The following is a 12,737-nucleotide window of genomic DNA, read 5'->3' on the forward strand; positions in this document are numbered from 1 at the left end:
TCAGCGCAGCGCCCCCGTCCGGATTCCCGGGCGGGGGCGCTGTCGTCTGCAGGCTCCGTCACCGGGGCTGCGTCACCGGACCCGGGGGACGTATCCGCCGATCAGCGCCGACATCAGCAGGGCGCCGTCGTCGGGGCCGATGGCCGCTGCGGCGTCGGCGAAAGCCTGCCAGCGCTTCCGCTCGACGTCGGTGGGCGCATTCGTCGCGCGGGCGGTCAGCTGCTCGGTGAGCCGCTCCCACTCTCCCTGTGGCGTCGGCCAGAGGCCGGTGAGCCGCCGGGCCTCGGCGGAGATGCCCGTGATCCGCACGATGTCCCCGGCGTGGTTGGTGAGCGCCTCGGCGTAGCCCGCCGACACCAGGGCCTTCGCCGCCGCGATCACCTCGGCCTTCGGCAGACCGCTCGCCGGAACCACGGCGCCCAGCAGGTACGGCGAGTTGCCGTGCTCGGATGCGTCCACGAGGCGAGCGATGGCCCGCAGGACCGGCAGGTCGCGGGTGAACCAGACGTCGGGCAGCAGATCGCCCGGCGCGGTGGGATCGGGGGAGGTCACGTCTCCAGTCTCCCCTCACCCCTCGCCCCGGTCCCCTGCTGCCCCCGCGCCGTACCGTGGAGGCATGACCACCTCCGCATCGCAGCCCCAGGTCACCAAGACCGACGAGGAGTGGCGCGCACAGTTGTCCCCGGAGGAGTACGCGGTGCTCCGCCAGGCCGGCACCGAGCGGCCCTGGACCGGCGAGTACGTCGACACCAAGACCGTCGGTGTCTACGAGTGCCGCGCGTGCGGCGCCGAACTGTTCCGCTCCGAGACGAAGTTCGACTCGCACTGCGGCTGGCCGTCCTTCTACGAGGCCTCCGCCGAGGACAACGTCATCCTCCGCGAGGACACCAGCCACGGGATGATCCGCACCGAGGTGCTGTGCGCGACCTGCCACAGCCACCTGGGGCACCTGTTCGACGACGCGCCGCAGACGCCGACCGGCGACCGGTACTGCATCAACTCGGTCAGCATCCGGCTCCAGCCGGCGGAGAGCTGAGACCGCGCCCGACGTGCGGCTGACCGCTCCCCCGCGCGCGCTCGCTGACGACCTCGTCCGGCCGGCGGACGGATAGGCCGCCCGAGGGGCGTGCTCGCGCTCCTGGGGTCCTTAGCCTCAGGACTCCAGGAGCGCGAGCAACACTCCAGAAACGGTCAGGGGAGGTCGCGGACCAGCTCGGCGACCGGCTTGCGGACGCCGGTGTAGAACGGCACCTCCTCGCGGACGTGCCGCCGCGCCGTCGAGGCCCGCAGCTCGCGCATGAGGTCGACGATGCGGTGCAGCTCGTCGGCCTCGAAGGCGAGCATCCACTCGTAGTCACCGAGCGCGAACGATGCGACGGTGTTGGCGCGCACGTCGGGATAACCACGCGCCATCTTCCCGTGCTCGGCGAGCATGAACCGCCGCTCCTGGTCGGGCAGCAGGTACCACTCGTAGGACCGCACGAACGGGTAGACGCACACATAGCGGCGCGGCTCCTCGTCGGCCAGGAACGCGGGGATGTGGCTGCGGTTGAACTCCGCGGGCCGGTGCAGTGCCATCTGGGACCACACCGGGTCCAGGTGCTGGCCGAGCGTGGTGCGCCGCAGTCGGGTGTAGGCCTCCTGCAGCGCCTCCGGGGTCTCGGAGTGCCACCAGACCATGACGTCGGCGTCGGCCCGCAGACCCGCCACGTCGTAGACCCCGCGGACGACGACGTCCTTGCCGGCCAGCTCGTCGAGCAGCGCGGTCACCTCGTCGGCCGCGGCGGACCGCTGGTCGTCGCCGAGCGGGCGGGCCAGCCGGAACACCGACCACATCGTGTAGCGGATGGTGGCGTTGAGCTCGTTCGCCCGCTTCCCGATGCTGCGCTCGTCGGCCTGCTCACCCGTGTGCTGCTCGCTCATGCCCCCATTGTCCCGCGAGCCGACGCGGACACCGCCGCGGGCCCGCACCCGGGATCACCGCGGTCCCCTCGCCGCGACGATCGACGAGGGGACCGGGCACGTGGCGGAGTCCCAGGAGTCGGAGAGGGAGAGCGTCAGCGCTGCGGGGTCGCGCTCGCCCGGCGGCTCTCGAGGAGCGGGGCGTGGGCGTCGCGGCAGTCGCCGCAGTAGGCCATCCACACGTGGTGGCGGAAGCAGCGGGAACTGGAGCGGGAACGGGTGCGGTTGCGGTCGTTCGGGTCGTGAACTGTTCTCACGCCCTTCTCAACACCGGCAGGCCGTCCGCGATGCCCCGCCACCGCGTGGGCTCCACCACGGGTCAGAGGAGCGCGTCGAGTGCGTGGTGGGCGTCGCGGATGCAGGCCGGGACGCCCACCCCGCGGAAGGCCGCCCCGGCGATCGCCAGGCCAGGCACCTCGCTCACGGCCGCACGGATCGCGTCGACCCGGGCCGGATGCCCCACCAGGTACTGCGGCAGCCCGCCGCCCCACCGCACGAGACGGGTCTCCACCGGCTCCGGGCGGTCGAGTTCCAGCAGGTCTGCGACGTCGGCGACGACGGCCGCGGTGAGGTCCTCGTCGGAGCGCTGCAGCTCCGACTCGTCGCGGAACCGGCCGACCGACGACCGCACCAGCAGCGCCCCTCCCCCGGCCAGGTGCGGCCACTTCGCCGACGACACGGTCACGCCCTTCACCACACGGCCGCTCACCGGCGGGACGAGCAGCCCGGAGCCCGCGTCGACGTCCTGCGGCTGGAACGCCATCGCCACGACGGCCATCGACGCGTACGGAATCCCCTGCAGCGGCTCGACGGCGGCCGGCGCCACCTCGCCCAGCAGCCGCGCGGCCTTCGGGGCCGGTGCGGTCAGGAGGACGGCGTCCGCGGTCAGCAGCTCGGGCGCGGCGGCCGGCCCAATCGAGAGCTCGAAGCCGGTCGCCGTCCGCCGGAGCCCGTGCGCCGGTGTCCGCAGCCGCACGACGGCGCCCGACGCAGCGGTCAGCGCCCCCGGCAGCGCCCCGATGCCGTCGGCGACGGTCGCGAACACCGGCCCGTCGGCGTCCCCCCGGGTCCGGGCGCCCGCGTCGCGGGCGACCGCCGCGGCGGCGAGCACCGACCCGGCCGTGGACAGCTGGGCCGCGAGCGCCGGCATCGTCGCCCCCAACGACAGTTCGTCGGCGCGGCCGGCGTAGACGCCGCCGAGCAGCGGCTCGACCAGCCGGTCGACGATCTCGTCGCCGAGCCGATCCCTCAGCAGTGCGCCGACCGCGAGGTCCCCCTCCAGGCGGAGGGGTGGGAGCTCGGCCTCGGCGCGGACCCGGGCCACGCCCTCCGGCGAGAGGATCCCGTCCAGGCCGTCGGCCGACGCGGGCACACCGAGCACGGTCCCCGCCGGGAGCGGGTGCCGGCCGCCGGGCAGGACCACCGACGCCTGCGTGGTCGCCGGGGCGACGAGCCGTTCGCCGAGTCCCAGGTCCTCGATCAGACGGACCGCCTCGGGCACCCGCGCGAGTACGGCCTCGGGTCCCGTGTCGTACCAGTGCCCGGCCAGCTCCACCCGGTGCAGCTTCCCGCCGATCCGGTCACCGGCCTCCAGGACCACGATCTCGTCGTCGGGACGGCGGCGTCGCCACTCGAAGGCAGCCGCGAGGCCGGTGATCCCGGCCCCCACGACGACCAGGCGACGCGCGCTCACCTCGCTGGGGTGGTGGGGCGGGCCGGAGACACCGAGAGCTCGTGCACCAGCTCGACGACGTGGGTGAGCACGCCCGGATCGGTGTCGGGCAGGACACCGTGCCCGAGGTTGAAGATGTGCCCCCGGGCGGCCCGGCCCTGCTGGACGACCCGGCTCACCTCGCGGTCGACGGTCGCCCGGTCGGCCAGGAGCACGGCCGGATCGAGGTTGCCCTGCAGGGAGCGGTCGGGGCCGACCCGGCGCGCCGCCTCGTCCAGCGGCACCCGCCAGTCGACGCCGACGACATCGGCACCGGCGTCCCCGATCAGCGGGAGCAGCTCGCCGGTGCCCACGCCGAAGTGGATCCGCGGCACTCTGTCCTCCCCCGCCCGCCCCCCACCGAGCCCGTCGAACACCGCCCGCGAGTGCGGCAGCACGCGCTCGGCGTAGTCGGCGGCGGAGAGCACACCCGCCCAGGAGTCGAAGAGCTGCACCGCGGACGCCCCGGCGTCGACCTGCGCCCGCAGGAACGTCGCCGCCGAGATCGCCAGCCGGTCCAGCAGCCGCCCCCATGCCTCCGGCTCGGCGTACATGAAGGCCTTGGTCCGGGCGTGCTCCTTCGAGGGGCCGCCCTCGATCAGATAGGTGGCGAGCGTGAAGGGCGCCCCGGCGAAGCCGATGAGCGGCGTCGGCCCCAGTTCGGCGACCAGCTGCCGCACCGCCGTCTGCAGGAACACCAGGCGCTCCGGCTCGAGCGGCGGGAGCGCATCGACGTCGGCGACCGACCGCACCGGGGTGGCGACGACCGGCCCGACACCGGGCTTGATGTCGATGTCGACGCCGGCGACCACCAGCGGCAGCACGATGTCGGAGAAGAGGATGGCTGCGTCGACGCCGTGCCGGCGGACCGGTTGCAGGGTGATCTCGGTGACCAGGTCGGGATCCTGGCAGGCGGCCAGCATCCCGGTGCCGGCCCGCAGCGCCCGGTACTCCGGCAGGGAGCGGCCCGCCTGCCGCATGAACCAGACCGGCGTCCGGCTCACCGGCAGCCCCCGGGCGGCGCGGACGAGGTCGGAGTCGGACGGGATGACCGACCGTGCGGGGTCGAGAGCGGCACTCACGACCGCCGATCCTCCCAGACGGAACCGGACCGCCGGAGCGCTGGACGCGATCGCCGGGCTCCGGGACGGCTGCGGGACGGTTGCGGCGCGTCGGGCGCGGTGTGCTAGCCGGCGGCCTACCCTGCCAGTCGTGGAGCCGACCAGCCTGGCCAGCGCCGGGACCCGAGGCAGGGATGCGGCCGGGGACGAACCCCCGGCCGAGTTCCGTGCCGCCCTGGACGCGCTCGCGACCGTCCGCGCCCGCCCCGAGATCGTCCTCGAGCAGATCCCGGCGCCGCAGCGGCTGGCTCCCTTCGCCCACGCCGTCGCCGCCAGGGTCACCGAGCCCGACCCCGAGGGCACCGACGACGATCTCGAGATCGCCAGCGCCCGCTTCATCGTCCTGTACGACCCCGAGGGGCACGAGGCCTGGAAGGGCACGACCCGCTGCGTGGGTTACCTGTCCGCGGCGACCGACGAGGAACTGGTCGACGACACCATGTTCTCCGAGGTGGCCTGGAGCTGGCTGACCGATGCCCTGACCGAGGCCGGTGCGGAGCACCACGCCGTCGGCGGCACCGTGACGCGCACCGCCTCCACCCGCTTCGGGGACCTCGCCGGCCCGGAGCACACCGTCGACGTGGAGATGCGCGCGTCGTGGACCGCGGAGGACACCGGGCTCGACCGGCACCTGCAGGCCTGGCTGGACGTCCTCGGGAACGCCGCGGGGCTGCCCCCGCCCGGAGTACGCCTCCTGGGTCCCTCCGACCGCCCCGGTGGCGAGACTCTCTAACATCGGTGCTGCCAGCCGGGCGTCAGCCCGCTGTGCCGGCGCCCCTCTCCCCCCGTCCGTGGATCCCGCACGGACGCAGCCAGGGCCGGCGGCCCGACCGACGAGGACCGGCAAGAAGGTGGACGGCAACTGAGCACCGAGCCCACTCCCCCGGTGGAGGACCCTGCTGCGGAGGAGTCCCCTCCGGCAGTTCCTCTCCTCGCCCCGCGCGACGGCCTGCCCCCGGTCATCGAGACGTCGACCCAGCTCGTGGAGTACGCCGAGGCCCTCGGCGCCGGGACGGGGCCGGTCGCCGTGGACGCCGAGCGGGCGTCCGGCTACCGCTACGGCCAGCGCGCCTACCTGGTGCAGATGCGCCGCGACGGCTCCGGAACGGGACTGATCGACCCCGTTCCACTGCCGGACCTGTCGGTGATCCAGGACGCCGTCGCCGACGCGGAGTGGGTGCTGCACGCCGCGAACCAGGACCTGCCCTGCCTCGCCGAGATCGGCCTGGTGCCGAAGCGCATCTTCGACACCGAGCTCGCGGCCCGGCTGGCGGGGCTCCCCCGGGTCGGTCTGGGCGCCGTCGTCGAGTCACTGCTCGGTTTCTCGCTGCAGAAGGGACACTCCGCGGCCGACTGGAGCACCCGCCCGCTGCCGGAGGAATGGCTGGTCTACGCCGCCCTCGACGTGGAGGTCCTCGTCGACCTCCGGGACGCGCTCGCCGCCATCCTCGCCGAACAGGGCAAGACGGAGTGGGCGCGCCAGGAGTTCGAAGCGATCCTCGCCGCCGGGCCACCGCCGCCCAAGGCCGACCCGTGGCGGCGGACGTCGGGAGTGCACGGCCTGCGCAGCCGCCGGCAGCTGGGCATGCTCCGTTCCCTGTGGCAGGCCCGGGACGACATGGCCCGCCGCCGGGACGTCGCCCCCGGTCGCGTGCTCCCCGACGCCGCCATGGTCTCCGCCGTCCAGGCGGACCCCGCCAACGAGGGGGCCCTGCTGGAGCTCCCGGTGTTCCGCGGGCGGGCCAACCGCAGGCTGATCGCCACCTGGTTCGGCGCGATCGCCCGGGGCCGGGCCCTGCCGGAGGCGGAGCTGCCGCTGCAGAGCAGGCCCGGGGACGGACCGCCGCCGGTCAACCGGTGGGCCGACCGCGACCCCGTCGCGGCCGCCCGCCTGCAGGCCGCCCGAGCCGGGCTCGCCGAGATCTCGGAGAAGCACTCGGTGCCGGTGGAGAACGTCCTCTCCCCCGACCTGGTCCGCCGGCTGATGTGGAGTCCGCCCGAGCCGCCGGATGCCGGCGCCGTCGCCGAGGCGCTGCGCGCCGGCGGGGCACGCGAGTGGCAGATCGAGCTCACCCTGGACGTCCTCACCGACGCCGTCGCCAAGGCCTGACCCGCCCCTCGCCCCGACCGCCGATCCGGGAACCGTCGTTACGGGATCGTGACGGCTCCCTGTGGGTCCACGCGGCACGCTGCTGCGTGTAGGCAGCGACGGGCGGCGAGGGGACGGGCGTGGACGGCGCGGACGGCGAGGGCCCGGGTGAGGGCCCGACGTCCTTCCCCGACTTCGTCACCCGCCAGCAGCAGTCGCTGCTGCGCCTGGCGTTCCTCCTCGTCGGCGACCGCGGCCATGCGGAGGACCTCGTGTGGACGGCGCTGATGAAGACCTACCGGCACTGGGACCGGATCACCCGGCGCGGCGAGCCGTCGGCCTACGTGCGCCGCGTCCTGGTCACCACGCACACCAGCTGGCGGCGCCGGGCCTGGCATCACGAGCAGCCCACCGGCCGACTGCCCGACGGCGCGACCACGGAGTCCGACGACCGGCTCGACGGGAACGAGGAACTCCGCCGCGCCCTGGCGGCGCTACCGCCCCGGATGCGCGCCACCGTCGTGCTGCGCTACTACGAGGACCTCAACGAGCTGCAGACCGCGCAGCTCATGGGCTGTTCGGAGAGCACGGTCAACACCCAGGCCGCCCGGGGGCTGGCCCGCCTCCGCACCGTGCTGGCCACCGGTCCGGCTCCCCTGCCCACTGCGGACCACGGACCGCCGAGCCGACGGCGGGAGCCGCCGCGATGACCCCCGAGGACGCACTGCGCCGCCGGTTGGGCGGGCTCGCCGAGCAGGCCGGGCGCCCGTCGGCGGACGGCCCCGGCCTCGCCCGGAGGATCGCCCGGGACAGCGCCGGCCGGCAGCGCGCACGCCGGAACCTGCTGGCCGGCGTCGGGTGCGTGGTTCTGCTCGGCATCGCGGTACCCCAGCTCGTCGGCACCGGCGCTCCGGACGCCGTACCGGCGTCGGGCCCCGCCCCGGCAGCGCCCTCCCGGATCGAGGACGGGGCCTTCGGCACTCCGGACGCCGACATGTTCGCCGGGCCCACCCGCGGGTCCCTGTCCGACGACCGTGCCTTCGTCGACGCCGTCCGCGCCCTGCCCTGGACCCCGGACCCGCCGTCCGCGGCAGCGGAGGGGCTCACGGATCACCTGCCGGACCCACCGGTGGAGACCCGCTCGGTGGTCTTCGCCGGTGAGGTGTCCGGGAACCGGTGGGCTCTGGTCGTCGGCCGGTTCGCCGACGTCCCGCCCGACGCCTCGCGACTGCCGGGTCAGGTCCCCGGCCCTCCCCAGCTGGTGGCCGCCTGGTTCACCGGGCCGGCCGACGCGGGGCCCGAGGAGATGAGGCTCCGCAGCGGTCCGGGCGGCATCGTGTCGGACTGGCCGCTGGCGGTGATCGATCCACGCACCGGTGCCCTGGTGGTGGTAGCCGCACCGGGGGACGTCGTGGAGGTGTCCGAGCGCCCCGAGATCACCGCCGACGGCAGCACCACCCGCGCATGGCAGGAGGTGGAGACCGTCGACGGCATCGCGATCACCCGGATGCCGCCGTCCGTGCAGCCCTACGACGCGTCGACGTCCTACCGCGTGCTGCGGAACGGCCGCACAGAGGCACGCGACAGCCCGTGGTCGTTCCACTCCGACCAGCCCCCCGTCCCCGTGCCGGTCGAGTACCCGCGCGGCCGGCCCTCCGCCCTCGGCGAGCAGGCCGCCGACAACGCCGCGCAGCACGCGCTCGCCGAGCTCGGTCTCCACCCGGCGGAGGTCGAGATCACCGCCCAGTGGGTGGGCAGCGTCCCCGCCGGCGACGTCGGTCAGGCGGCGGCGTGACCATCACCCTGCCCAGCGGGGCGGTGGTGGTCGCGGGGCAGGTGCTGGTGCCCCAGCGCCCGGCGGGCGCGACGACAGGCACGCTCTGCGGCCAGGCGATCCTGCCGGCGGGTCCACCCGCAGCGCGCCGGGTCCAGGCGATGGCGTGCGAGGTGATCGACCACACGACCGGCGCCCCGATGAGCACCAGCCTGGTGGTGGTCGCCCCTGCGGAGGTTGCGTTGATCCGCACCTACGCGGCCGACCGGACGTTCCTGGCCGAGCACTCGGCGGTCGACGGAATCCTCGTCGCCCCGCTGCCACTCGGCACCGACACGGTGGAGGCAGTCACCGCCGGCGGAGTGATCCTGGGGCGGGTCGACCTGCTCCGGCACGCGGCGGACTTCGGTGACTGACCGGCTGCGGAGCCGGTCGACCGAGTTCGAGGGCCCCGACGGCGTCTCGGCCGGCGACCGAGCCCCCACCAGGGGGTGCGGTCGGCTTGGCCATGTGGTTACCGACGGGTAACTTCAACGGTGCCGGCCCTGTTCCCTGGGCCGGTTCCGAACTCTGCGGAGGTTCCATGTCCCGCTCGTTGCGTGAGGTCGTCTTCGTCGACGGCGTGCGCACCCCCTTCGGCAAGGCCGGTCCGAAGGGCATCTACGCCGAGACCCGCGCCGACGACCTGGTCGTCCGGGTCATCCGCGAGCTCCTGCGCCGCAACCCGGCGCTGCCGGCCGATCGCGTGGACGAGGTGGCCATCGCCGCCACGACCCAGATCGGCGACCAGGGCCTGACCCTGGGCCGGACCGCCGCGCTGCTGGCCGGGCTGCCCAAGTCGGTGCCCGGCTACTCGATCGACCGCATGTGCGCCGGCGCGATGACCGCGGTGACCACCACCGCCAGCGGCATCGCCTTCGGCGCGTACGACGTCGCCATCGCCGGCGGTGTCGAGCACATGGGCCGCCACCCGATGGGCGAGGGCGTGGACCCGAACCCGCGGATCATGAGCGAGAAGATCGTCGACCCGTCGGCCCTCGTCATGGGCTCGACCGCGGAGAACCTGCACGACCGCTTCCCGCACCTGACCAAGGAGCGCGCCGACGCGTTCGCCCTGGCCAGCCAGCAGAAGTACGCGAAGGCCGTCGCCAACGGGCAGATCGGCCCCGAGCTGGTCACCATGGCCACCCGCTCGGCCGAGCAGGGTTGGGACGTCGCCACCGTCGACGAGCCCCCGCGGCCGCAGACCACCCTCGACGGGCTCGCCACCCTGAAGACGCCGTTCCGGCCGCACGGGCACGTCACGGCCGGCAACGCCGCGGGCCTCAACGACGGCGCCACCGGCTGCCTGCTGGCCGCCGAGGACGTCGCCCAGGAGCTGGACCTGAACGTCGGCATGCGGCTGGTCGGCTACGGCTTCGCCGGCGTCGAGCCCGAGGTCATGGGGATCGGCCCCGTGCCGTCGACCGAGAAGGCGTTCGCCCGCACCGGTCTGTCCATCGACGACATCGGCCTCTTCGAGCTCAACGAGGCCTTCGCCGTCCAGGTACTGGCCTTCCTCGACCACTTCGGCATCGCCGACGACGACGAGCGCGTCAACCCCTGGGGCGGCGCGATCGCCGTCGGCCACCCGCTGGCCTCCTCCGGCGTCCGGCTGATGACCCAGCTGTCGCGGCAGTTCGCCGAACGGCCCGACGTCCGGTACGGGCTGACCGCCATGTGCGTGGGCCTCGGCATGGGCGCCACCGTGATCTGGGAGAACCCGAACTGGGAAGGGGCGGCAGTGAGCGAGCTCGCGAGCTCACCCGGGGCGGAGCGACGCGGAACGCGTCCGACGAGCGTCAGCGAGGAGGACAAGTGACCGCGACTGTCTTCGAGGACGAGGTCGTCACCGAAGCCAAGGTCCGCTTCCTGCGACTGCCCGGCCTGGCCGGCGAGTTCGCCCTGATCACCATCGACAACGGGCACGACCACACCCGTCCGTCGACCTTCGGTCCCGGCGGCCTGGCGTCGCTGGACGCCGCACTGGACGAGATCGCCACCCACTCCCCCGCCCCCGTGGCGATCGGCGTGACCGGCAAGCCGTTCATCTTCGCCGTGGGCGCGGACCTCTCCGGCGTCCCGACGATCACCGACGCCGCCCTGGCGCGGGAGATCGCCGAGACCGGTCACCGGGTGTTCCGCCGGCTGAAGGACTCGTCGGTTCCGACGTTCGCCTTCGTCAACGGCGTCGCGCTCGGCGGCGGTCTGGAGCTGGCGCTGCACTGCCGGTACCGGACGATCGCCTCGACGGCGATGGTCGCCTTCCCCGAGGCCTTCCTCGGCCTGGTCCCTGGCTGGGGCGGCACGCAGCTGCTGCCGAACCTGATCGGCATCGACCCCGCCGTCACGGTGATCGTCGAGAACGCCCTGGCGCAGAACAGGATGACGCCCGCGCCGAAGGCGGCGAAGCTCGGCATCGCCGACGCCGTCCTGGAGCCGGCGGACTTCCTCGAGCGGTCGCTCGAGTGGGCCGTCGGCGTGCTCGGCGGCGACGTCGCCGTCTCCCGTCCCGAGGTCGACCGGTCGGCCTGGGACGCCGCCATCGAGCGGGCGAAGGGCGTCGTGGCCGCGCGCACCCGCAACGCATCCCCCGGCGCCGTGCGCTCGGTCGAGCTGCTCGACCTGGCCCGCAACGGCGTCGACGGTGACGCGTTCACGGCCGGCACGAAGGCCGAGGACGACGCGCTGACCGAGCTGCTGATGAGCGACCCGCTGCGGGCTTCGCTCTACTCCTTCGACCTGGTGAACAAGCGGGCCAAGCGGCCGGCCGGGGCGCCGGACAAGTCGCTGGCCCGCACGGTCACGAAGGTCGGCGTCGTCGGCGCGGGGCTGATGGCCTCGCAGCTGGCGATGCTGTTCGTGCGGCAGCTGAAGGTGCCGGTCGTGCTGACCGACATCGACCAGGCCCGCGTGGACAAGGGCGTGGCCTACGTGCACGGCGAGCTGGACAAGCTGGCCCAGCGCGGCCGGCTGAACCAGGACAAGCTCAACCAGCTCAAGGGGCTGGTCACCGGTTCGCTGTCCAAGGACGTCTTCGCCGACGCCGACCTCGTCATCGAGGCCGTCTTCGAGGAGATGTCGGTCAAGCAGCAGGTCTTCGCCGAGGTCGAGGCGGTCGTCTCACCCGAGTGCGTGCTCGCGACCAACACCTCGGCGCTCTCGGTGACCGAGATGGCCTCGAAGCTCGAGCACCCGGAGCGCGTGGTCGGCCTGCACTTCTTCAACCCGGTGGCGGTCCTCCCGCTGCTGGAGGTCGTGCGCGCCGAGCAGACCGACGACGCCACGCTGGCCACCGCGTTCTCGGTCGGCAAGTCGCTGAAGAAGAGCTGCGTGCTGGTCGCGGACGCCCCGGCGTTCGTGGTCAACCGGCTGCTCACCCGCTTCCTCGGTGAGGTCACCGCGTCGGTGGAGCAGGGCACCCCGGTGGCTGTCGCCGACCGCGCCCTGGACCCGCTGGGCCTGCCGATGACGCCGTTCGAGCTGCTCACGCTCGTCGGCCCGCCGGTGGCGCTGCACGTGGCCGAGCGCATGCACGAAACCTTCCCCGACCGCTTCCACGTCGGCGAGGGTCTGCGGAAGATGGTCGAGCTGGGCAAGTCGTCGGTGTACAGCGAGCCGGGCGTCGTCGACCCCGAGCTCCAGGGCATCGATGCCGGCGACTCGCCGCTGACCGAGGACGAGGTCCGCGAGCGGGCCGAGCGAGCGCTGGCCGAGGAGATCCGGCTGATGCTGGACGAGGGCGTCGTCCAGGGGGTGCAGGACATCGACCTGTGCATGATCCTGGGCGCCGGCTGGCCGTTCTGGCTGGGCGGCATCTCCGCCTACCTGGACCGGGCCGGCGTCTCGGAGAAGGTCACCGGTGAGCGGTTCCTGCCGAAGGGCGTGGCCTCGCTCCCGGCCTGAGGGCGATGACGACGGCCCGGCTCCCCTCGACGACGAGGGAGCCGGGCCGTTCGTCGTCCTGAGGTGCCGCCGCCGGGCGGAGCGTCCTCCCACCCTTGTCGCCGCGACCCCGGCGTCACGACGCTGCGGTCGCGC

12 protein-coding genes are annotated in these 12,737 nt (G+C 74.0%); 8 read left to right on the top strand and 4 right to left on the bottom strand.

The genetic code is table 11. The features are described 5' to 3' along the window. Positions 1-72: 72 nt before the first annotated feature. Entirely contained in the window at positions 73-552 is a 480-nt protein-coding gene (locus CHB94_RS02440; RefSeq protein WP_089334996.1) for a hypothetical protein, read from the bottom strand. Positions 553-616: 64 nt separating this feature from the next. On the opposite strand from CHB94_RS02440, the gene msrB reads away from it, so the two are divergent. Further along, positions 617-1,036 (top strand): peptide-methionine (R)-S-oxide reductase MsrB, encoded by a 420-nt coding sequence (gene msrB / locus CHB94_RS02445; RefSeq protein WP_089334997.1) that lies wholly within the window; start codon positions 617-619, stop codon positions 1,034-1,036. A 155-nt stretch (positions 1,037-1,191) separates the two neighbouring features. Here the strand turns inward: msrB and hemQ are convergent, their stop codons facing one another. From hemQ to hemE, 3 genes are all read right to left on the bottom strand, one after another. Then, positions 1,192-1,923, bottom strand: a complete 732-nt coding sequence (gene hemQ / locus CHB94_RS02450) for a hydrogen peroxide-dependent heme synthase (RefSeq protein ID WP_089334998.1) — start codon at positions 1,921-1,923, stop codon at positions 1,192-1,194. 358 nt (positions 1,924-2,281) lie between these two features. Beyond that, complete coding sequence (hemG, locus tag CHB94_RS02455) at positions 2,282-3,655, bottom strand: protoporphyrinogen oxidase (protein ID WP_089334999.1); 1,374 nt, start codon at positions 3,653-3,655, stop codon at positions 2,282-2,284. After that, a complete protein-coding gene (gene hemE / locus CHB94_RS02460) occupies positions 3,652-4,755 on the bottom strand; it encodes a uroporphyrinogen decarboxylase (RefSeq protein WP_089335000.1) in 1,104 nt (367 codons plus the stop codon). The genes hemG and hemE overlap by 4 nt, the downstream gene beginning before the upstream one ends. A 130-nt stretch (positions 4,756-4,885) precedes the next feature. Here hemE and CHB94_RS02465 point away from each other — a divergent pair, with 130 nt between their 5' ends. From CHB94_RS02465 to CHB94_RS02495, 7 genes are all read left to right on the top strand, one after another. Continuing rightward, entirely contained in the window at positions 4,886-5,527 is a 642-nt protein-coding gene (locus CHB94_RS02465; protein WP_089335001.1) for a DUF3000 domain-containing protein, read from the top strand. A gap of 153 nt (positions 5,528-5,680) precedes the next feature. Then, on the top strand, positions 5,681-6,904 hold the full coding sequence (locus CHB94_RS02470; RefSeq protein WP_254920345.1) for a ribonuclease D: 1,224 nt from the start codon (positions 5,681-5,683) through the stop codon (positions 6,902-6,904). A gap of 119 nt (positions 6,905-7,023) precedes the next feature. Next, positions 7,024-7,593: a SigE family RNA polymerase sigma factor gene (locus CHB94_RS02475; protein ID WP_089335003.1), complete on the top strand. Its 570-nt coding sequence runs from the start codon at positions 7,024-7,026 to the stop codon at positions 7,591-7,593. Further along, positions 7,590-8,678 carry a hypothetical protein gene (locus CHB94_RS02480; RefSeq protein ID WP_089335004.1) on the top strand — a complete coding sequence of 363 codons (1,089 nt, stop codon included), beginning with the start codon at positions 7,590-7,592 and terminating at the stop codon, positions 8,676-8,678. The genes CHB94_RS02475 and CHB94_RS02480 overlap by 4 nt, the downstream gene beginning before the upstream one ends. Next, a complete protein-coding gene (locus tag CHB94_RS02485; protein WP_089335005.1) occupies positions 8,675-9,073 on the top strand; it encodes a hypothetical protein in 399 nt (132 codons plus the stop codon). The genes CHB94_RS02480 and CHB94_RS02485 overlap by 4 nt, the downstream gene beginning before the upstream one ends. Positions 9,074-9,240: 167 nt before the next feature. Continuing rightward, positions 9,241-10,518, top strand: coding sequence for a thiolase family protein (locus tag CHB94_RS02490; RefSeq protein ID WP_254920346.1), 1,278 nt, complete (start codon positions 9,241-9,243; stop codon positions 10,516-10,518). Beyond that, positions 10,515-12,602: a 3-hydroxyacyl-CoA dehydrogenase NAD-binding domain-containing protein gene (locus CHB94_RS02495; RefSeq protein WP_089335006.1), complete on the top strand. Its 2,088-nt coding sequence runs from the start codon at positions 10,515-10,517 to the stop codon at positions 12,600-12,602. Before CHB94_RS02490 ends, CHB94_RS02495 begins: the two co-directional genes overlap by 4 nt. Positions 12,603-12,737 lie beyond the last annotated feature (135 nt).

Origin of the sequence: Blastococcus mobilis (genome assembly GCF_900188025.1) — a bacterium.
In the GTDB taxonomy this organism is placed as follows: domain Bacteria; phylum Actinomycetota; class Actinomycetes; order Mycobacteriales; family Geodermatophilaceae; genus Blastococcus_B; species Blastococcus_B mobilis.